Genomic DNA, 19,485 nt, shown 5'->3' with positions numbered 1-19,485 from the left:
TCAGTGCTCGGACGTGCTCGTCCGGGAGTCGGCTTCCGAAGCGGTGTTGTGCGTCGCGGCCAGTACCCGCCGGGTGAGCCAGCGGATCCGGTCGACGGCGTGCTCGATCGACCCGTGAGGTTGGGTGAGGTGGCTGAGCGTGAGACGAACGACCGCGTCGATGAGCGCATCGAGTTCTCCAGGGGCCGGCTCGATATCGGTGTAGAGGGCGCGGGTGTCGGCGAGGACCGCCTCGACGGCGCGTTGGAGCACGGGTTCGGGCCGTGCGGTCAGCAAGGGCAACAGCCCGTCGGTGGTCCCCTGTGGAGCGGAAACGATCGCTTTGATCAGCGGATTGTCGGCCCCGGTGCGCAGGGTGTACTCCACGGCTGCGGTGATGCCCGACTCGGCGTCGCTGCCGTGTGCGTGCAGATGGTCGGACACCCCGGCAAGGAACCGGTCGGTTTCCCGGGTGACGACGGCTTCGGCGAGCCTGTCCTTGGAGCCGATCTGCTTGTACACGCTCTGCCTGCTCACCCCCACCCGTTCGGCGATCCGGGACATGGTGACGCTGTCCCAGCCCTCGGCACAGGTGATGTCGGTAGCGGCGTCGAGGAGACGGTCTCGCAGCAGGGTACGGACCTCGGCGTGGAAGTTCGGCGTCCCCATGTCGGGGAGTGTACAGCAGTGCCGATCGCGGATCCGTTGTTGACATATTTCTTTGATTTGTCTGTACTGCTGTCATCATCACTGTATATGTAAACCACAGGAGTGTTGATGTCGATCGCCGAGGAAGGCACGGCAGCGGGTCCGGTGCTCAGTGAGGCGGAGGCACAGGCGGTGCGACGCGGTGTGCCGAATCCCGGAATCGCGCTCCCGCGGGCGGCGGTGCCGACGGTGGTGCTGTTTGTCGCCACGGCGGGGCTCTGGGCACTGGCCACGTGGCTCGTGCTCGGCGGGTTCGGCCGGTGGTGGCTGTTGCTGTCGATCCCGCTGCACGCGCTGGTCACGTTCGCGATGTTCACGGTGCTGCACGAGTCGATCCACCACGCGGCGGGCCGGTGGCGCTGGGTCAACCAACTCCTCGGACGGCTGTCGATGCCGTTCGTGGCCGCATGGGGCGCTTTCCCGATGCTGCGCTACATCCACATCGAGCATCACCGCAACACCAACGAGGACATCCACACCGACCCCGATGCCTGGAGCGAGCACGGACCGGCCTGGCAGCTGCCGCTGCGGTGGATCACCATGGACGCCTGGTACCTGCGTTTCTACCTTCCTCGGCTGCCACGCAGGCCCCGCGGTGAGCTCGCCGAGGACGCCGCCGTGCTCACCGCGGTCGTCGCGGGAACGATCGCCGCGGTGGTCACCGGCCACCTGTGGGAACTGGCGGTGATCTACCTGATTCCGCAGCGGATCGGGCTGGGAGTGCTGGCCTGGTGGTTCGACTGGCTTCCTCACCACGACCTGGGGGTGACCGCCAGGAACAACCGCTTCCGCGCCACCCGGGTGCGCGTCGGATGGGAGTGGCTGTTCAATCCGCTGATGTTCTACCAGAACTACCACCTGGTCCACCACATCCACCCGACCATCCCGTTCTACCGCTACGTGCAGGCGTGGCAGCGCACCGAGCAGGACTATCTCGACCGCAACGTGCCCATCGCCACCGCCTGGGGCCGCGAGCTCAGTCCCTCGGAATACCGCGCGTGGCGGCGCATCACCGAATCCTTCGACCACGATGAGGTTTCCGAACCGGAGGACGGACGCGCTCGCGTGCGGTTCCACCGGTTGCGGGTGGCCGAGGTCCGGCGACTCACGCCGCAGGCGGTCTCGGTGACCTTCGACGTGCCCGACCGGCTGCGTGACACCTTCCGATTCACCCCGGGCCAGCACGTGGCCGTGCGCACCGAGATCGACGGGCAGGAGGTACGGCGCACCTACTCGATCTGCGCTGCGGCGGACTCGGGTGTCCTGCGCATCGCCGTCAAGCAGGTCGACGGCGGAATCTTCTCCGAGTACGCCAACACCCGGTTGCAACCCGGCGACGAACTCGACGTCCTGCCACCGAGTGGTCCATTCACTCTTCTCCCGCAGCCGACCGCCGGCCGCCACATCGCGGCGATCGCCGCGGGAAGCGGCATCACCCCCGTGATCTCCATCCTGGCGAGCACGCTCGATGCCGAACCCGACAGCCGTGCCACGCTGCTCTATGCCAATCGTGACGCCGACTCGACGATGTTCGCCGACGAATTGACCATGTTGGTGCGGCAGTTCGAAGGCAGACTACGGATCCTGCACTTCCACTCCCGCGTGAGCGAGGCGAGCAACGATGCCGCAGGTAGCCACGAGCACACCATTCCGGCACGTCTCGATGCCGACCGGCTTCGCGCTCAGCTGGGCAGACAGCCCGGCCTGGCCGGCGCCGACGAATGGTTCCTCTGTGGACCTGCCGGGCTCGTCGATCAGGCACGCGAGGTTCTCGATGCACATCGTGTGCCCGCCGAGCGCGTTCACAGGGAGCTGTTCACCGCTGCGACGGGGCAGGCCGCGGTGGACGGGCTCGAGGAGGTCGTGCCCGCCACCGTGACCGTCACGCTGGACGGCGAGCGGACGCACGTGGCCGCCGAGGCCGGCGAATCGCTGCTGGAGGCCGGGCTGCGTGCCGGTATCGACGCCCCGTACTCGTGCACCGGTGGCGCCTGTGCCACCTGCCGCGCGACCCTGCGGAGTGGAACCGTCCACATGGAGCAGAACCACGTGCTGTCGGAGCAGGACATCGACAACGGCTGGGTGCTGACCTGCCAGTCGCGTCCCACCAGCAGCCGTATCGAGATCGACTACGACCGTTGAAGCCTCTTTTGCGGGGACAGCGTGCTGTACGTGCGGCGCGGCATCAGGACGGGATGCGCCGGGCGGAGTCGTCCGGCGTGGGGCGGGGAACATACAGCGAACGGGTGATCGACCGCGCTGCGGACTGCACAACCGGGGCGAGCATCGCCGGTTGGGCACCGTCGGCGCGAACCACGAGGGAGACCGCGGCGATCACGGTACCGTCCTGGTCCGTCACCGGTGCGGCCACCGAGAGAGCGTCGGTGGTGACCTGGCCGTCACTGACGGCGAAACCGCTGTGCCGGATGTCGGCCAGCTTCGCCCGGAGCGTGCCCGGATCCGTAATGGTCCGGGACGAGTAGCGTTCCAGCGGCGTTTCGAGCAGTTCCTGCTGGATCTCGACGGGAGCGTGGGCGAGCAGGACCAGCCCGACTCCGGTGGCGTGCAGGGCGAACCGGCCGCCGACGCGGGTCCACACGGGCACGGCGCGGTGCCCGGAGATGCGTTCGACGAACACGACCTCGGTGTCTTCCCGGACGGCGAGCTGGACGTTTTCCCGGGTGAACTCGTAGAGATCCTCCAGGAACGGCATGGCCGCCTCGCGCAGTCCCAGTCCGCGCGGGGCGAGGGAGCCGAGTTCCCACAGGCGCAGCCCGATGCGGTAGCGACCGTCGGGACCGCGCTCCAGCGCGCCCCACTCGAGCAGTTCGGCCACTCGACGATGGGCGGTGGGCAGCGACACCCCGGCACGCCGTGCCAGCTCACTGAGCGTCATTTCCGGTGCTTCGGGTGTGAAGGATTCGAGCAGGGCGAGCACCTTGGCGGTCACCGACCGCCCCGTTTCCGGTCTTCGCTCGAGAGAGGTCATGGCTGGCTCGTTTCGTGCCGCAAGGCACCGGTCGTGTTCTCGGGTCCGCTGGACGGTAACCCGTACCGACATCCTGCACCAGCTCTTGAACGTGCTGGTGAGCGCCGATTTTCCCGCGCTGCGCCCGGTGGGGCGAAAAACTGAGTCTTTCAACTGTTGAAAACGCGGGTGGTGTTGTGATCGAGACATCGCGACACTGCGGCAAATCCTGGGCAAGAACCACGGCATTCGATCGAGCAGAAGGACCGTATTTCCATGATCACTCTCGTGTGCGTTGTCTCCGTCGCAGTCGGGCCGGGTGAGCGGAGATGAAGCACCCGCTGAGCACCGCCCTCGACGAGGGACCGATGAAGCGATTCCAATGGCTGGCGGTCGTGGTGTGCATCCTGCTCAACATGCTCGACGGGTTCGACGTGCTCGTCATGGCTTTCACCGCCGACGCGGTATCGCAGGAGTTCACCCTCAGCGGCACGATGCTCGGGTTGCTGCTGTCCGCCGGTCTGGTCGGAATGGCAGGTGGGTCGCTGTTCGTCGCTCCCTGGGCCGATCGGATCGGACGCCGTCCGCTGATCATGCTCTGTCTCGCGGTCGCGAGCGCGGGCATGCTGCTGTCCGCGGCGAGCCAGTCGCCGGTTCAGCTCGCGGTGCTGCGCGTGCTCACGGGACTCGGTATCGGTGGCATTCTGGCCTGCAGCAATGTCCTTGCCAGTGAGTACGCATCCAAACGTTGGCGTGCCCTGGCCGTGAGCCTCAATTCCACCGGTTACGCGCTGGGCGCCACGTTGGGCGGCATGTTCGCGATCGTCCTGCTGTCCTCGTTCGGGTGGCGTTCGGTGTTCCTGTTCGGTGGTCTCGCCACCGCGGTCGCGATCGCGCTGGTGTTCTTCTGGTTGCCGGAATCGCTGGACTTCCTGCTGACGAAGCAGCCGCAGCGCGCGTTGCAGCGGGTCAACGTGCTGGCTCGCAAGCTCGGGCAGGCCACCCTCGACCGGCTTCCGGATCCTCCGTCGGCGAAATCGGCAGGGCCGGGCGGCAAGGTCGGTGCACTGTTCGCGCCACACCTGCGGCGCTCCACGGTGCTGTTGTGGGTGGCCTTCTTCTGCGTGATGTTCGGCTTCTACTTCGTCACCAGCTGGACGCCGAAGCTGCTGGTCGAAGCCGGTCTCTCCGCCAAGCAGGGCATTACCGGCGGGATGCTGCTGAACCTGGGCGGCATCTTCGGCGCGGCGGCGATCGGCGCGCTCGCGGCGCGATTCCGGCTGCGCAACGTACTGATCAATTACCTGGTCGTCACCGCGGTGCTGCTCGTCGGGTTCATCTCCTCGACGTCGATGCTGGCTGTGGCCTTCGTGCTCGGTGCGTTGGTCGGGTTGCTCGTCAACGGCTGTGTCGCCGGTTTGTATGCGACCGCGCCCGCTCTCTACGACACCTCGATTCGCACGACCGGTGTCGGTTTCGCGATCGGGGTCGGCCGTGGCGGGGCGATCCTGTCGCCGACCATCGCCGGGGTGCTGCTCGATGCCAACTGGGCGCCGGAGCACCTCTACATCGCCGTCAGCGTGGTATTCCTGGCGACAGCGGCCGCGCTGTTGCTGTTGCGTACCGACGGTGTCCACGGCACCGCTCCGCAGGATCCGGCCACACCACCGATGGAGGAGTCCCCGGCCCGGTGAACCGCAGTTTCCCGATGAATCCGTGAGGTGGTATCCATGTCCGAATCCCGCACCACGCCTCCCTTCCGCGCCGATCACGTGGGCAGCCTGCTCCGGCCGCCGTACCTGCTGCAAGCCCGGCAGCAGTACGACTCCGGACTGATCGGCGCGGAAGAACTGCACACCGCCGAGGACAAGGCCATTCGCGAAACGGTGCAGCGGCAAGCCGACATCGGCCTGCGCAGCGCCACCGACGGCGAATTCCGCCGCAGCTCCTGGCACATGGACTTCATCTACCAGCTCGGTGGGATCACGCAGTCCGACGAACACATGCACGTGGAATTCCGCAACAGCGACGGAACGCTGGACTTCTCGCCCGCCGCGATGCGGGTCAACGACACGATCACCCTGGACAGGGCGATCTTCGCCGACGACTTCCGCTTCCTGCAGGACAACACCGACGCGACGGCGAAGCTCACCATTCCCTCGCCCAGCATGGTGCACTACCGCGGTGGCAGGGCCCAGATCGATCCCGAGGTGTATCCGGACGAGGAACAGTTCTGGGCCGACCTGACCGCGGCCTATGCCGAACAGATTCGCCGCATCGCCGAGCAGGGATGCCGCTACCTGCAGCTCGACGACACCAGCCTCGCCTACCTCAACGACCCGCGGCAGCGCGAGCTCATCGCAGGTCGTGGCGACGATGCCGAGCACCAGCACGAGCGCTACATCCGGCAGATCAACGCGGCGCTGGCGAACCGGCCCGAGAGCCTGCACATCACCACCCACATGTGCCGGGGCAATTTCCGGTCCTCGTGGGTGGCCGAAGGCAGCTACGAGTTCGTGGCGGAGGTGCTGTTCAACGAGCTGGCGGTGGACGGCTTCTTCATGGAGTTCGACGACGAGCGTTCCGGCGGTTTCGAGCCGCTGCGCTTCGTGCCGAAGGGCAAGCAGGTCGTGCTCGGCCTGGTCACCACCAAAAGCGGCGAGCTGGAGAGCAAGGACACGCTCAAGCGGCGCATCGAGGAGGCGAGCAGGTTCGTCGATCTCGACCAGCTCTGCCTGTCACCGCAGTGCGGGTTCTCCTCCACCGTGGAAGGCAACGCGCTGACGCAGGAACAGCAGTGGGCGAAGCTGGAACTCGTCGTCGAAACCGCCGAGGAGGTCTGGGGCTGACCGGCCGAGGGCACCGGCCCGGGAACAGGTCGTCTTCGTCGGGGGGTCGCGCCGGTATCGTATGCGGGGACGGCGTGCCGGTGCCCGGGCACGTCGTGGACACGGACTCGGTTCCACAGCCTCAAGGTGACGACCATGCCCAGTGACAGCGAAACCGGAAGCATCAACCGCCCCAACCCGATCCAGTGGATCTGGTATGCCTACGGCGGACGACTTCCGCAACGCTACCGGGAGTGGGTCCTCCACGACGTCACGTGTCGCACCTGGGCGTGGCGGCACATCGCCCGGATCTTCGTGCAGATTTCCCCGGGGCTACTGGTGCTGCTGCTTCCCGGGCCGCTGTGGATCACTGCCATGGCGGTGATCGGCGGGGTGCTCATGGCGCTGTTGTATTCCACGTCGTCCATGGTGGAAAGCAATGAGCACCGCCTGGCCAAGCACGGCTACCCGATCGGTACCGGGCAGGCGAAGCGCGCCGAAGCGGCCGAGGCACTGCACGCCGAGGAAGCCGCCCGCTACGCCGCGCGCTACCGCAACCAGCCGCTCGAATGATCCGGAGTTCGCGGGACTGCCCCGTCGCTACCGATGTGGCCCGCACTCCGGCAACGAAGTAGTGGCGAGGACTGCGCGTGGTCGGGTGGTTGGAGCAGCCCCCACCACGTTGCGAGCCCTCAGGTATCTGCTTGCAGGTAGTGCGCACAGTTCTCCACGGCGGCGAGCAGGTCCCGGTCCTCGGCCAGGTCGGGATCGAGGGACGCGATGACCCGGCGTACCGGATCCGGTGATTGCGCAGCCGGGACGAGTTCGGCGGCGCGGGGATCCCGCACGTCCCTGGTGCGCAGGTGGATCAGCCAGCCCGCCAGGGTGGCGACAGCGCTGTCGAGACCATCGGGGAGGAGACCCGGCGCACCCATCTGCAGGCGATCCGCGAGCTGGTGGCCCGGGACAAGAACCACCCGAGTGTGGTGCTCTGGAGCATCGCCAACGAGCCGGAGTCGGACACCGAGGCTTCCCGGAAGTACTTCGAGCCGTTGTTCGCCGAGACCCGCAGACTCGATCCGTCCCGGCCGGTCGGGTTCGTCAACGTCATGCTGGCCCCGGCCGACGCGTGTGTGGTCACCGAGCTGGCCGATGTCGTGATGCTCAACCGCTACTACGGCTGGTACGTCCACTCCGGCGACCTCGCCGCCGCCGAACGCGGCCTCGAGGAGGAGCTGAACGCCTGGGCCGCCCGGCACGACAAGCCGATCATCATCACCGAGTACGGCGCCGACACCGTCGCGGGGCTGCACTCGATCACCCCGCAGCCGTGGACCGAGGAGTACCAGGTCGAGCTGCTGGAGATGTACCACCGCGTCTTCGACCGCAACGACGCGGTGGTCGGCGAGCAGGTCTGGAACTTCGCCGACTTCGCCACCGCGGCCGGTTTCGCCCGGGTGCAGGGCAACAAGAAGGGCGTGTTCACCCGAGAACGTCACCCCAAGGCAGCCGCGTTCGCGCTGCGTCGCCGCTGGCGCACCGATGCCTGAGCCCGTTCCCTCCTGACCTTGCAACCCCCGCTCCGGGGAGGAGTCGCCATGAAACTCCGCATCAGCCAACTGTTCGGCTACGCGGCCGGGGATGCGGGCAACAACCTGGCCTTTTCGATGGCCTCGATGTTCCTGCTGCTGTACTACACCGATGTGGCCGGGATCCCGGCTGCGGCGGCAGGAACGATCTTCCTCGTCGTGCGCATCTGGGACGGCATCGGTGATCTCATCGCCGGCCGACTCGTCGACAAGACCTCCAGCCGCTGGGGCAAGTTCCGCCCGTGGCTGCTGTTCGGCTCGGTGCCGTTGTTGCTGCTCAGCGTCGCGACGTTCCACGTGCCCGATTGGGGCCTGACCGGCAAGCTGATCTATGCCTACGTGACGTATGCGGCGCTGGCCATGGCCTACAGCCTGGTCAACATTCCGTACGGATCGCTGGCCGCGGCGATGACCCAGGACTCCATTGAGCGGTCCAAGCTGGCCACCGCCCGGACGATGGGTGCGGCCGCGATCATGCTGCTCCTGGCCTTCGTGATTTCCCCACAGGTCAAGAATGCCGAGAACCTGCAGTACTCGCTGACGATGACCACCCTGGTTTTCGTGGTCGTCGGTGTCGCGCTCTACCTGTTCACGTTTGCCACCGCTCGGGAGACCGTGCATCGCGACATCGAGCACGTCAGCCTGAAGCAAAGCTTGATCACGCTCAAGCGCAACCGCCCGCTGATCCTGCTGTGTGCCAGCTCGCTGTTCTTTTTGACCGCGATGTTCTCGTTGCAGAAGATCGGGATCTACTACGCCCGGGACGTGCTCGGCAATGCGAATTACTACATCGCCATCACGGTTGCCCAGATCGGCCTGATGTTCGGGTTGGCGCCGTTCGTTCCGAAGATCGTGCGCAGGTTCGGCAAAAAGAACGGCTACATCGGTGGCGCTCTGGTCATGATCGTCGGCTCTCTGGGCGTTCTGTTCGCACCGGCCTCGATGCCGTACGTCGCCATCGGGTTCTTCGTTCTCATCGGCGCAGGCCTGGCGGTGGTCAACGTTCTGCTGTGGTCGTTCGAGGCGGACACGGTGGAGTACGGCGAGTGGAAGACCGGCGCACGTACCGAGGGCGCGACGTATGCGGTGTTCTCCTTCGTGCGCAAGCTCGGTCAGGCCTTCGGTGGCTCGGCGGCGGCTTACACCATCGGGCTGGCCGGTTATGTCGGCGGTGCACAGGTGCAGAGCGCCTCGGCTCTGTGGGGCATCCGGGCCGCTGCCGGTTTGGTTCCCGCGGTCCTGGCGGGCATCGCCATCGCGATCATGGTGGTCTATCCCCTGACCGAGAAGCGGTTCCGCGAGATCACCGCCGAAGTGGTGCAACGCCGTGCCGAGCGCGACGCTGAAGACTCCCAGGCGTCGATGCCCGGCGCCTGAGCCCGCACGTGTCATGGACACGTCATTCGATTGATATTCATGTCGAGACAAGGAGGAGCGCTGTGCTCATCGAGCGCGCAGACGTCATCGTCAGCAGTCCGGGCCGGAACTTCGTCACGCTGAAGATCACCACCGACGACGGGGTGGTGGGATACGGCGACGGCACCCTCAACGGCCGGGAGCTGGCGGTGGCGAGCTACCTCGAGGGCCATGTCGCTCCGCTGCTGGCCGGGCGCGATGCCCACGCGATCGAGGACACCTGGCAGTACCTGTACCGCGGGGGATACTGGCGGCGGGGCCCGGTCACCATGGCCGCGATCGCCGCGGTGGACACCGCCCTGTGGGACATCAAGGCCAAGGTCGCCGGGTTGCCGCTGTACCAGTTGCTCGGTGGAGCCAGCAGGCAGCGGTGCCTGGTCTACGGCCACGCCAGCGGCCAGGACATCCCCGAGCTGTTCGACTCCGTGCGCGAGCATCTCGCCGAGGGGTTCCGCGCGATCCGCATCCAGACCGGGGTGCCGGGGCTGGACTCGGTGTACGGCGTCGCCTCCAGTTCGGCGGCCTCGGTGGGCGGGGACACCCGCTACGACTACGAACCCGCCCGTCGCTCGGCGTTGCCCGCCGAGGAGAGCTGGGACACCCGCGCCTATCTGCGCCACGTCCCCTCGGTGTTCGAGGCGGTGCGCAGCGAGTTCGGCGACGAGATCGCGTTGCTGCACGACGCGCACCACCGGCTCACTCCGATCCAGGCGGCCAAGCTGGGCAAGTCGCTGGAGCCCTATGACCTGTTCTGGCTCGAAGACGTCACCCCGGCGGAGAACCAGGAAGCCCTGCGCTGGGTGCGCCACCACACCACGACGCCGCTGGCGATCGGTGAGGTGTTCAACACGATCTGGGACTACCAGTACCTGATCTCCGAACAGCTCATCGACTACGTCCGTTCCCCGATCACGCACGCGGGCGGCATCACCAGCGTGCGCCGGATCATGGATTATGCGGCGCTGTATCAGGTGAAGTCCGGGATGCACGGGCCCACCGACGTCTCACCGATCGGGTTGGCCGCGGCCGCACACCTCGGTCTGGTGCTGCACAACTTCGGCATCCAGGAGTACATGGTCCACAGCGAGCAGACGCGGGAGGTCTTCGGCCCGACCCACGAGTTCGCCGACGGTGGCCTGCGCCCGAGCGAGGAGCCCGGGCTGGGGATCCACTTCGACGAGGATCTGGCGGCGAAGTACCCGTACGAGCGGGCGTACCTGCCCGTGAACCGACTGCTCGACGGGACGGTCCATGACTGGTGAGCTGAGCGAGCACGCGCCGCAGCAGGTGGCCGCTGCGGCACGGTCGCTGTCCTGCGATGCCGTGGTCGTCATGGGTGTCTCCGGCTGCGGCAAGAGCACTGTCGGGGCAGCCCTGGCGCAGCGTGTGGAGTGGCGGCACCTCGATGCCGATGACTTCCACCCGCAGCACAACGTCGACAAGATGCGTGCCGGTACCCCGCTGACCGACGCCGACCGCATGCCGTGGCTGGAGCGACTCCGGGACGAGCTGGACCGGCGGGTCGCGGCCGGGGACCCGGTGGTGCTGGCCTGCTCGGCGCTGAAGAAGGCTTACCGTGAGGTCCTGCGGGGCAGCGCCGGTGTGGTGGGGTTCGTGCACCTGCGGGCGGGGCGGGAGGAGCTGGCCGAGCGCCTCGCAGGCAGGGACGGCCACTTCTTTCCCGCCGCGCTCGTCGACAGCCAGTTCGCCACGCTGGAAGAGCCGGACGCCTGCGAGCACGTGCTGACCGTCGGCGCCACGGAGCCACCGGAACGCATCGTCGAGCGTGTGCTCGAGACCTGGCAGGTGTGAGCAAGCCGAGGATGCTGGTGGTGGCGGGGGGTGGGTGGTTAGGTTGTTGATCGACGGTGTTGGCGAGCCAGGGAGAGGTCATGGATCGGCACAGGAACGGTGATGATCAGTGGCAGCTGTCGCCGGGTGCTGCAGCGGGGCTGGATGTGCAGCATCCGAACGCGGCCCGGATGTATGACTACTACCTGGGCGGGGCGGCGAATTTTGCCGTCGATCGTCAGGCGGCGGAACAGGCGCTGGCGATCACCCCGGAGATCGGCCGCTTCGCGCGGGCCAATCGTTCCTTTCTCGGGCGGGCGGTGGCCCAGCTCTGTGAGCAGGGCATTGATCAGTTCCTCGACCTGGGATCCGGCGTTCCTACCGTCGGCAACGTTCACGAGATCGCCCACCGGCACAACCCCGAGGCCCGCATCGCCTACGTCGATATCGAGCCGGTGGCGGTGTCCCATGCCCGCCAGCTGCTCGACGACGACCCGCTGGTGAGTGTCACTCAGGCTGATATTCGCCACCCCGGTCAGGTCCTGGCCGCGCCCGAGGTGGCTGGTCTGCTGGACTTCGACCGGCCGGTGGCGGTGCTGGCGGTGGCGATCCTGCACTTCGTGCCCGATACCGAGGACCCGGCCGGGATCATGGCCACCTACCGGGACGCGTGCGTGCCCGGCAGCTACCTGGTCCTGTCGCATGCCGCGGCGATCACCATGACCGCCCAGGAAGCCTCCGCCGGTCAAGAGCTCTACCGCGGCACGACCACTCCACTGTGGCCACGCAGTGCCGAGGAGATCACCCCGATGCTGGCCGGCTATCACCTCATCGAGCCTGGCCTCGTTCCGGTCGACCAGTGGCGCCCCGATGCTCCCACCGACACATCCGCCAATGGCTACGGCGCCGTCGGCCTCCTCTCCGCCTCGTAGTCGTCGGTCGGATCGACTGCCGCAAGCAGCGCTTTTCGACCTCCAGGAATCAACCGGCGCGTTGCCAGGGACGCGATGGATCTCCTGCTCCCGTTGTGCCGCAGGCATCGGCAGGAAGGTGCGCGGGATGGTGGCGCGACCCGGGCGGCTCGGCGCGCCCGGGGCACCGTTCTCCCGGGGCAACGGAATGCCGGCACCGCACCGGCTCATGTGTGGACCGGTCTCCGGGCGCTGCCGGTGACCCGCTGCCTGCGGTGGGCGGCCATCCGGACCGGCGCGTTGGCGGCACCGTAGCCGCTGTATCCGCCGATGCGCTGCACCACCTCGAAGAAGACCCGTGATCCGAGTACCTCGGTGTAGAAGTGCAGGAACTCGCCGTGCTCGTCGCGGTCGTAGAGCACGTTGTGCGCGCGCATCGCGGCGAGCAGGTCGGGATCGAGGGCCAGGCGTGCGTCCAGATCGTCGTAGTAGTTGCCGGGAATCTCCAGCAGGGGTGCCCCTCGTGCGCGCATCGCTCGCGCGGCGGCGATGGCGTCGTCGGTGCCGAAGGCGATGTGTTGCGGGGCGGGAACTCCCGGAGCCCACTCCTCGCCGCGGCGCAGGACCGTCACGCTCAGCGCGATCCGGACATCGCGGCCGGGATTCGTCACGGCGCGGCTGCGGATCAGGCCGAACGGTGCGGCGAACTCGGCGGTGGTTTCCGGCTCCAATCCCAGCACCGAGCGGTAGAACAGGGCGGCTTCATCGAAGTGGTCGAAGGGTTGGGTGAGCGCGACGTGGTCGGTTCCGGTCAGCCCGGTGCCGGTATCCGCCGCGTTCCCGGTGGGAGTGAAGTCCGCCGACCAGGTGGCACCGTGCTCCCCGGTGGGGCAGAAGAACACCGAGGTCCCGTCCGGGGCGGCGACGGCGTGCAGGATCGCCTCGTCCGCGCCACGGTTGCGTGGCAGGACGGGGGACAGCAGCGCTTCGGCGCGCTGGGCGGAACGTGCCGGATCGGTGCTTTCCACGGCCAGCGCGTTGACCGCGGCGGCCGGTTCGCCTGCGGCGTCCTGCTCGGACCGGCCGCCGCCGTTGAGCAGGATGCGGGCCTCGCCCTGCTGCCACAGCTGCACCGGCTTGGAACGGTGCTGCCCGGTGTGGGTGAAGCCGAGTTTCGCCAGTGCGTCCGCGACCGGAGGACCGGAGGTCTCGGTGACGGCCAACTCGGTGAAGGCGTGCCCGGCAAGCTCCGGAGCTGCGGGCAGCTCGATGGTGGAAGCGGGGCGCCGAGCCGCTGTGTCCCTGTTTGCCACGACCCGTTCCTGCAGGGTGAGCAGCGAACGCATCGCGTCGACGGCGGCGCGTTCGGGGTCGGCCTGGCGGAACACGTCGTTGAAGACCTCCAGCGACAGCGGCCCGCGGTAGCCGGCATCGAGCACGTGTCCGAGGAATCCCGCCAGGTCGAAGGCGCCCTGACCGGGAAAGAGCCGGTGGTGCCTGCTCCACTGCAGCACGTCCATGTCCAGCCGGGGCGCGTCGGCCAGCTGCAGGAAGAACAGCTTGTCGCCGGGGATGGAGCGGATCCCGGCCGGGTCGTCGCCGAGGGAGAGGATGTGGAAGCTGTCCAGGCACACCCCCAGCGCGGGATGGTCGGCACGCCGGACGATCTCCCAGGAATGCTCGTAGGTGTGGACATACCGGCCCCAGGCCAGCGCCTCGTAGGCGATGCGCAGGCCGCGCTCGGCGGCTCGGTCGGCCAGGGTGCGCAGCTGCTCGGCGATGAGATCGTCGTCCTGCGCGGCGTCCGGGGCCACCGATGAGCAGACCAGGATCGTGTCCGCATCGAGCTGCTGCATCAGCTCGAGCTTGTGTTCGGCGCGGCGCAGGTTCGCGGCGAACCTCTCCTGCGTGGCCGAGTCGAAATCCCGGAAGGGCTGGTAGAGATCGACCGACAGACCCAACTCGAGGCAGCGCTGCCGGATCTGTCCCGGTGACCAGGGTGCGGCGATGAGATCGTTCTCGAAGATCTCCACCCCGTCGAAGCCGGCGGAGGCCGCCGCGGTCAGCTTGTCCTCCAGCGTGCCGGACAGACACACGGTGGCGATTCCCGTGCGCATGCCGCGACCGCGGCGGATGTCAACGGTCGGCATGATCCTCCAGACCTCCTGCCGCTTCGGCTTCGGCGAGCATCGCGAAGTGGCCCAGCATCCGGTCCGCGTCGGGGTCGGTGCCGGTGAACAGGCGGAAAGCATCGGCGGCCTGGAAGACCGCCATCCCGCCGCCGTCGAGGACGCGGCAGCCCCGAGCGCGTGCCGTACGTACGAGTTCGGTGTTCAGGGGGCGGTAGACGACGTCGGCCACCCACATTTCGGGCCGGAGCAGTTCGGCCGGAACCGGCAGGCCGGGGTGGGCGGCCATGCCGGTGGGAGTGGCGTGGACCAGGCCGTCGGCGTCACCGAGTGCGGCGGCCAACTCCTCGCCGCCGCCGTCCAGCCGGCCGGTGGTGACACGGTCGGTGCCGAAGTACGCGCCCATCGCTGCCGCGAGGGCCGCGCTGCGGTGCTGGTCGACGTCGAGAATGCGGACCGATCCGGCGCCGAGGGTGAGCAGGGCATGGGCGACGGCGGCGCCCGCACCACCGGCACCGAGCAGCACCACGCGGTCCAGCGGAGCCTCCGACAGCCCCCGGTCGAGGTTGCGTGCGAAGCCCGACCAGTCGGTGTTGTGGCCGACGGCTTTGCCCGCGGTGAACACGACGGTGTTGACCGCGTTCAGGGCCGCGGCATCCGGGGAGAGTTCGTCGAGATGCTCGAGGGCGAGTTGCTTGCACGGGTGCGTGACGTTGAGGCCGTCGTACCCGGTCAACCGGGAGGCGGTCAGGATGTCGCCGATCGCGGTGGCCGGCTGCTCGAGCTCGTCGAGATCCAGGCGGCGGTACAGGTAGCGCATGCCCAGCGCGTCGGCCTCCCGCTCGTGCAGGGGCGGCGTCAGGGACGGGCCGATTCCCGAGCCGACCAAGCCGATGAGGTAGCTGCTCTTGTCGCTCATGCCGACACCGTGCCCCGGCTCGTCGCGTCCTGCCGCCGGGAAGCCGGTTCGGCGATAGGACGGCTGGGAACCGTGTGAGCCGTCCGGAACGAGTCGGGACGGCATCCGGCCGGAGCGAGTGAGCTGGGCTCGAATGTGATCAGGGGCACGGCCTCTCCTCCCGAAGTGATTACCGTGAACGTACCAGATAGTTCATTACAGGTGCTCTGATGCCGATGTGCGATGAGCACCGCTCGGCTCGTGATGTGCCGGGTGGTGGGGACAAGGGGCGGAGGCCACTTAGGGTTGGGAGGACTCAGGACCCGCGCGAAAGGGGGACCGGTGGCCGCACCACTGTCCGACAACCCGCCGGCCGATCCCTCATCGCCCGGCGCGGAGCGGCAACGCGATCCCGACCGGACCCGTGTCGAGATCCTCGACGTCGCCACCCGCGAGTTCTCCGAGCAGGGCTACGCCGGTGCCCGAGTGGACGAGATCGCCGCCAAGACGCGCACGACGAAGCGGATGATCTACTACTACTTCGGCAGCAAGGAGCAGCTCTATCTCGCGGCGCTGGAGCGGGCTTACGCGACGATCCGCTCGACCGAGCAGGAACTCGACATCGAGCACCTGCAGCCGGTCGAGGCCATCCGGCGGCTGGCCGAGCTGACCTTCGACCACCACGAGTCGCACCCGGACTTCATCCGGCTGGTCAGCATCGAAAACATCCACGGCGCCAAGCACATCGCGAAGTCGGAGAGCCTGCCGGGTCTGGCGAACCCGGCGCTGGACGTGCTGACACGCATTCTCGAGCGGGGGCGTGCGGACGGTGACTTCCGGGACGATGCCGACGCTCTCGACGTGCACATGATGATCAGTGCGTTCTGCGTCTTCCGCACCGCCAACCGGCACACCTTCAACGCGATCTTCGATCGGGACATGCTGGACCCGACACACCGTGACCACTACCGCACGATGCTCGGCGATATGGTCCTGGAGTACCTGACCGCTTGCCGAGGCAGGTAGGGCCGCTCTTGACAGCGCGCGAAAGGCGCTTCAGGATCCGTGAATTAACTAACCGGTTCATACATAGTTTGTCACCGGAATCGGCGACTGCGGCACTCCGAGCGGAAAACATCCGCGTGAGCAAGCCGCCATGGTCGCTACGAGCCGGGCTCGACAGTGCCCGAGCCATGTGACCGGGCCCCTACCCAGGAGGTGGCCGGATCGCCACCACGGTCCACTGCTGCCCAGCGACGGCACCGACTACAGGAGCACACGTGACCAAGCACCCGCCCGGCCCTACGGCGACACGCATCGCCGAACAGGGCAAACCCCGCAGAGCCGCGCTCGCTGCCTGGGTCGGCAGCGCACTCGAGTACTACGACTTCTTCATCTACGGCACTGCCGCTGCTCTGGTCTTCCGCAAGATCTTCTTCCCGGCGGCGGACCCGACGACCGGCACGCTGCTGGCGCTGGCGACCTTCGGGGTCGGCTACGTGGCGCGCCCTGTCGGGGCGTTCCTCCTGGGCCACGTCGGGGACAGGATGGGCCGGAAAAAGGTCCTGATCTTCACACTGATGTTGATGGGGCTGTCGACGTTCCTGGTCGGGTGCCTGCCGACCTATCAGGACATCGGAATCCTGGCGCCCGTCGCGCTGGTGGTGTTGCGGCTGCTGCAGGGACTGTCGGCAGCCGGTGAGCAGGCCGGCGCGAACTCGATGAGCCTCGAGCACTCGCCGGAGGACAAGCGCGCCTACTACACGAGCTTCACCCTCAGCGGGACCCAGGGAGGGCAGATCATCGCCACGGCGGTCTTCCTGCCCATTGCGGCACTGCCCGAACAGCAGTTGCTCGCCTGGGGATGGCGGATCCCGTTCTGGATCAGTGCCGTGGTCGTGCTGGTCGGTTTCCTCATCCGGCGCACCCTGGACGAGACACCGGTGTTCCAGGAAGAGGTCTCGAACAACGAGGCGACCCGGACCCGGCTGCCGATGGCCGTGCTGTTCCGCGACCACTGGACCGCGGTGCTTCGCATCATCGTCGCCGCCGTCATCGCCTCGGTGAGCACGATCTTCACCGTGTTCGCCCTGAACTACGCGGTCAACACCGTCGGCCTGGACCGCACGTTCATGCTGTGGGTGGGTGTCCTGGCCAACACCGCGGCGCTGGCGGCGATCCCGCTGTGCGCCAAGCTGGCCGACCGGATCGGGCGCAAGCCGGTGTTCATCACCGGATCGCTGGGCAGCGCCGCGCTGATGTTCGCCTACCTGTGGTCGATCTCTGTGGGCAACTACCCGCTGATCCTCGTCTCCGGCATCCTCATGTTCGGTGTCGTCTACAGCGCGACGAACGGGATCTGGCCCTCCTTCTACGGCGAGATGTTCCCCACCGGCGTTCGCCTGTCGGGAATGGCGATCGGCACGCAGATCGGTTTCGCGATCGCCGGTTTCATGCCCAGCATCGCGGTCTGGGCGGCAGGGACCGGCCAGGACAGCTGGCTCGGCGTCTCGCTGTTCGTCGCGGTCCTGTGCCTGGTCAACGTGATCGCGGTGGCCTCGGGCCGGGAGACCTACAAGGTTCCCACCGCCGAACTCGGCAAGAAGCAGGACGAAACGCCCTCGGAACCTGTTTCGGTGCCGGTCTGAGTCGCCGAAACCAGCCGAGTCGAAGAAGACAGGCGGGACCGCTGCGCCGAGCACGAGGGGGCGGCGGTCCCTACCCTGCGAACAGCAGAGTGACCTTCTGGATCAGTGCGTAGACGCCGTAGGCGAACGGCAGACCCACCCACGCCCAGCCGAACACCAGCAGGGCCTTCCGGCGTCCGCTCGCTTCGTGCACGGTCATCGCTGCACTCCCCTCGTCCCGGAGTCGGCGGTGCTCTCGGAGTCCGCCTCGACGGCAGGCTCGTGATACTTCGGATGCACCGGGCGTACCAGCTCGTTGGCCGTGAAGCCGACCAGCAGCAGCCCGATCATGATGTACAGCGACAGGGCGTACAGCTGCGGCCCGGATGCTCCTGCCCGTTCCTGTGCGTCCGCGATCGCGTTGACCACCAGGGGCCCGAGAATCCCGGCCGCGGACCAGGCGGTGAGCAGCCGCCCGTGGATGGCGCCGACCTGGTAAGTGCCGAACAGGTCCTTCAGGTAGGCCGGGATCGTCGAGAACCCTCCGCCGTAGAAGGAGATGATGAGCATCGCGCTGAGCACGAACACCGGCACCGACGTGTCACCGGCCAGCGCGATCACCAGGTAGAGCAGGGCACCGACTCCGAGGTAGAGGCGGTAGATGTTCTTGCGTCCCACCACATCCGAGGTGGACGACCACACGAACCGCCCGGTCATGTTCGCCAGCGACAGCAGTGCGACGAAGCCCGCTGCGGCTCCCGCCGCCACCGGTGTCGCGGTGCCCGCGAAGAAATCCCGGATCATCGGAGCGGCCTTCTCCAGGATGGCGATGCCCGCCGTGACGTTCAGGCACAGGACGACCCACAGCAGCCAGAACTGCGGGGTACGCAGCGCGTTGCGTGCCGAGACGTTCGCCGTCGTGATCATGGATGCGGCCGAGGAATTCGTCGGTTCCCAGCCGCGCGGACGCCACCCTTCCGGAGGCACCCGGACCAGGACGGTGCCCAGCGACATGAACACCGCGTAGACCAGGCCGTGCACGAGGAAGGATTGCGCGATGGCTGCGCGCCCGTCGCCGAACGCCTCCAGCATCCCGGCCGACCAGGGTGAGGCGATCAGCGCACCACCGCCGAACCCCATGATGGCGATCCCGGTGGCCATGCCGGGGCGGTCCGGGAACCACTTCATCAGGGTCGACACCGGGGAGATGTAGCCGATGCCCAGTCCGATGCCGCCGACCACGCCGTAGCCGAGCACCACCAGCCAGTACTGGCCCAGCGCCACTCCGAGCGAGGAGACGAGAAACCCGGCCGAGAAGCATACGGTGGCCACGAACATCGCCCAGCGTGGACCGTTGCGCTCGACCAGTGTGCCCCCGAACGCCGCGGACAGCCCCAGCATGACGATGCCCAGTTGGAACGGCAGCGCACTCGCCGTTCCGGACAGGCCCATCTCGGTCTCCAGGGGAGACTTGAACACGCTCCAGGCGTAGACCTGGCCGATGGACAGGTGCACCGCCAGCGCCGCGGGCGGTACCAGCCATCGACTCCAGTCGGGTGGGGCGATGATGCGTGAGCGGGCGAGGAATCCTCCCATGACGAAGCCCTTCGAGTCGGTGCCACGGCCACACGGGGAACGGCA

At 67.6% G+C, this 19,485-nt stretch carries 17 protein-coding genes and 1 pseudogene; 11 read left to right on the top strand and 7 right to left on the bottom strand.

Features of this window, described 5'->3' with window-relative positions; translation table 11 throughout:
- A complete protein-coding gene (locus DFQ14_RS08425) occupies positions 1 to 648 on the bottom strand; it encodes a TetR/AcrR family transcriptional regulator (protein ID WP_114452561.1) in 648 nt (215 codons plus the stop codon).
- Positions 649 to 756: 108 nt separating this feature from the next.
- Between DFQ14_RS08425 and DFQ14_RS08420 the strand changes: the two genes are divergently transcribed.
- Positions 757 to 2,829: a fatty acid desaturase gene (locus DFQ14_RS08420; RefSeq protein WP_114452560.1), complete on the top strand. Its 2,073-nt coding sequence runs from the start codon at positions 757 to 759 to the stop codon at positions 2,827 to 2,829.
- Between the two features lie 43 nt (positions 2,830 to 2,872).
- Here the strand turns inward: DFQ14_RS08420 and DFQ14_RS08415 are convergent, their stop codons facing one another.
- On the bottom strand, positions 2,873 to 3,676 hold the full coding sequence (locus DFQ14_RS08415) for an IclR family transcriptional regulator (protein ID WP_114452559.1): 804 nt from the start codon (positions 3,674 to 3,676) through the stop codon (positions 2,873 to 2,875).
- Positions 3,677 to 3,984: 308 nt separating this feature from the next.
- On the opposite strand from DFQ14_RS08415, the gene DFQ14_RS08410 reads away from it, so the two are divergent.
- The 3 genes from DFQ14_RS08410 (at position 3,985) to DFQ14_RS08400 (ending at position 7,056) form a co-directional block, all read left to right on the top strand.
- Positions 3,985 to 5,349: an MFS transporter gene (locus DFQ14_RS08410; RefSeq protein ID WP_114452558.1), complete on the top strand. Its 1,365-nt coding sequence runs from the start codon at positions 3,985 to 3,987 to the stop codon at positions 5,347 to 5,349.
- A 36-nt stretch (positions 5,350 to 5,385) separates the two neighbouring features.
- Entirely contained in the window at positions 5,386 to 6,504 is a 1,119-nt protein-coding gene (locus tag DFQ14_RS08405) for a 5-methyltetrahydropteroyltriglutamate--homocysteine S-methyltransferase (RefSeq protein WP_114452557.1), read from the top strand.
- 135 nt (positions 6,505 to 6,639) lie between these two features.
- The gene (locus DFQ14_RS08400; RefSeq protein ID WP_114452556.1) at positions 6,640 to 7,056 is read left to right on the top strand and encodes a DUF5313 family protein; all 417 of its coding nucleotides are present in this window, start codon (positions 6,640 to 6,642) and stop codon (positions 7,054 to 7,056) included.
- 119 nt (positions 7,057 to 7,175) lie between these two features.
- Here the strand turns inward: DFQ14_RS08400 and DFQ14_RS22020 are convergent, their stop codons facing one another.
- A complete protein-coding gene (locus DFQ14_RS22020) occupies positions 7,176 to 7,331 on the bottom strand; it encodes a hypothetical protein (RefSeq protein WP_170206293.1) in 156 nt (51 codons plus the stop codon).
- Positions 7,332 to 7,388: 57 nt separating this feature from the next.
- On the opposite strand from DFQ14_RS22020, the pseudogene DFQ14_RS08395 reads away from it, so the two are divergent.
- From DFQ14_RS08395 to DFQ14_RS08375, 5 genes and pseudogenes are all read left to right on the top strand, one after another.
- Positions 7,389 to 8,033 (top strand): annotated as a pseudogene (locus DFQ14_RS08395) (glycoside hydrolase family 2 TIM barrel-domain containing protein); the annotation flags it as partial.
- A gap of 48 nt (positions 8,034 to 8,081) precedes the next feature.
- On the top strand, positions 8,082 to 9,449 hold the full coding sequence (gene uidB, locus DFQ14_RS08390; protein ID WP_114452554.1) for a glucuronide transporter: 1,368 nt from the start codon (positions 8,082 to 8,084) through the stop codon (positions 9,447 to 9,449).
- A 62-nt stretch (positions 9,450 to 9,511) separates the two neighbouring features.
- Positions 9,512 to 10,750, top strand: a complete 1,239-nt coding sequence (gene manD / locus DFQ14_RS08385; RefSeq protein WP_114452553.1) for a D-mannonate dehydratase ManD — start codon at positions 9,512 to 9,514, stop codon at positions 10,748 to 10,750.
- Positions 10,740 to 11,300 (top strand): gluconokinase, encoded by a 561-nt coding sequence (locus DFQ14_RS08380; protein WP_114452552.1) that lies wholly within the window; start codon positions 10,740 to 10,742, stop codon positions 11,298 to 11,300. The genes manD and DFQ14_RS08380 overlap by 11 nt, the downstream gene beginning before the upstream one ends.
- A gap of 80 nt (positions 11,301 to 11,380) precedes the next feature.
- Positions 11,381 to 12,211 carry an SAM-dependent methyltransferase gene (locus DFQ14_RS08375; RefSeq protein WP_114452551.1) on the top strand — a complete coding sequence of 277 codons (831 nt, stop codon included), beginning with the start codon at positions 11,381 to 11,383 and terminating at the stop codon, positions 12,209 to 12,211.
- 206 nt (positions 12,212 to 12,417) lie between these two features.
- Here DFQ14_RS08375 and DFQ14_RS08370 read toward each other — a convergent pair whose 3' ends face one another.
- Both DFQ14_RS08370 and DFQ14_RS08365 read right to left on the bottom strand, forming a co-directional pair.
- Positions 12,418 to 14,340, bottom strand: coding sequence for a bifunctional sugar phosphate isomerase/epimerase/4-hydroxyphenylpyruvate dioxygenase family protein (locus DFQ14_RS08370; RefSeq protein ID WP_246195424.1), 1,923 nt, complete (start codon positions 14,338 to 14,340; stop codon positions 12,418 to 12,420).
- Positions 14,327 to 15,238, bottom strand: a complete 912-nt coding sequence (locus DFQ14_RS08365) for a shikimate dehydrogenase (RefSeq protein ID WP_114452550.1) — start codon at positions 15,236 to 15,238, stop codon at positions 14,327 to 14,329. The genes DFQ14_RS08370 and DFQ14_RS08365 overlap by 14 nt, the downstream gene beginning before the upstream one ends.
- A gap of 321 nt (positions 15,239 to 15,559) precedes the next feature.
- Here DFQ14_RS08365 and DFQ14_RS08360 point away from each other — a divergent pair, with 321 nt between their 5' ends.
- Both DFQ14_RS08360 and DFQ14_RS08355 read left to right on the top strand, forming a co-directional pair.
- Entirely contained in the window at positions 15,560 to 16,243 is a 684-nt protein-coding gene (locus tag DFQ14_RS08360) for a TetR/AcrR family transcriptional regulator (RefSeq protein WP_246195422.1), read from the top strand.
- A gap of 254 nt (positions 16,244 to 16,497) precedes the next feature.
- Positions 16,498 to 17,865 (top strand): MFS transporter, encoded by a 1,368-nt coding sequence (locus DFQ14_RS08355; protein ID WP_246195421.1) that lies wholly within the window; start codon positions 16,498 to 16,500, stop codon positions 17,863 to 17,865.
- 70 nt (positions 17,866 to 17,935) lie between these two features.
- On the opposite strand, the gene DFQ14_RS22250 is transcribed toward DFQ14_RS08355, so the two are convergent.
- Positions 17,936 to 18,064, bottom strand: coding sequence for an MFS transporter small subunit (locus DFQ14_RS22250; protein WP_257233605.1), 129 nt, complete (start codon positions 18,062 to 18,064; stop codon positions 17,936 to 17,938).
- Positions 18,061 to 19,440: an L-lactate MFS transporter gene (locus DFQ14_RS08350; RefSeq protein WP_114452549.1), complete on the bottom strand. Its 1,380-nt coding sequence runs from the start codon at positions 19,438 to 19,440 to the stop codon at positions 18,061 to 18,063. The genes DFQ14_RS22250 and DFQ14_RS08350 overlap by 4 nt, the downstream gene beginning before the upstream one ends.
- Positions 19,441 to 19,485: the final 45 nt, after the last annotated feature.

It is taken from the genome of Halopolyspora algeriensis (assembly GCF_003337235.1).
In the GTDB taxonomy this organism is placed as follows: Bacteria; Actinomycetota; Actinomycetes; order Mycobacteriales; family Pseudonocardiaceae; genus Haloactinomyces; species Haloactinomyces algeriensis.
The sequence above is the reverse complement of the archived record's forward strand: the minus strand, read 5'-3'. Positions and strand labels throughout refer to the sequence as shown.

What these genes read in the sequence shown, in the direction of transcription:
- DFQ14_RS08365 (WP_114452550.1), bottom strand. Translation starts at nt 15,238, where the DNA reads ATGAGCGACAAGAGCAGCTACCTCATCGGCTTGGTCGGCTCGGGAATC.
- DFQ14_RS08420 (WP_114452560.1), top strand. Translation starts at nt 757, where the DNA reads ATGTCGATCGCCGAGGAAGGCACGGCAGCGGGTCCGGTGCTCAGTGAG.
- DFQ14_RS08350 (WP_114452549.1), bottom strand. Translation starts at nt 19,440, where the DNA reads ATGGGAGGATTCCTCGCCCGCTCACGCATCATCGCCCCACCCGACTGG.
- DFQ14_RS08425 (WP_114452561.1), bottom strand. Translation starts at nt 648, where the DNA reads ATGGGGACGCCGAACTTCCACGCCGAGGTCCGTACCCTGCTGCGAGAC.
- DFQ14_RS08405 (WP_114452557.1), top strand. Translation starts at nt 5,386, where the DNA reads ATGTCCGAATCCCGCACCACGCCTCCCTTCCGCGCCGATCACGTGGGC.
- DFQ14_RS08375 (WP_114452551.1), top strand. Translation starts at nt 11,381, where the DNA reads ATGGATCGGCACAGGAACGGTGATGATCAGTGGCAGCTGTCGCCGGGT.
- DFQ14_RS08400 (WP_114452556.1), top strand. Translation starts at nt 6,640, where the DNA reads ATGCCCAGTGACAGCGAAACCGGAAGCATCAACCGCCCCAACCCGATC.
- DFQ14_RS08415 (WP_114452559.1), bottom strand. Translation starts at nt 3,676, where the DNA reads ATGACCTCTCTCGAGCGAAGACCGGAAACGGGGCGGTCGGTGACCGCC.
- uidB (WP_114452554.1), top strand. Translation starts at nt 8,082, where the DNA reads ATGAAACTCCGCATCAGCCAACTGTTCGGCTACGCGGCCGGGGATGCG.
- DFQ14_RS08380 (WP_114452552.1), top strand. Translation starts at nt 10,740, where the DNA reads ATGACTGGTGAGCTGAGCGAGCACGCGCCGCAGCAGGTGGCCGCTGCG.
- DFQ14_RS22250 (WP_257233605.1), bottom strand. Translation starts at nt 18,064, where the DNA reads ATGACCGTGCACGAAGCGAGCGGACGCCGGAAGGCCCTGCTGGTGTTC.
- DFQ14_RS08410 (WP_114452558.1), top strand. Translation starts at nt 3,985, where the DNA reads ATGAAGCACCCGCTGAGCACCGCCCTCGACGAGGGACCGATGAAGCGA.
- DFQ14_RS08370 (WP_246195424.1), bottom strand. Translation starts at nt 14,340, where the DNA reads ATGCCGACCGTTGACATCCGCCGCGGTCGCGGCATGCGCACGGGAATC.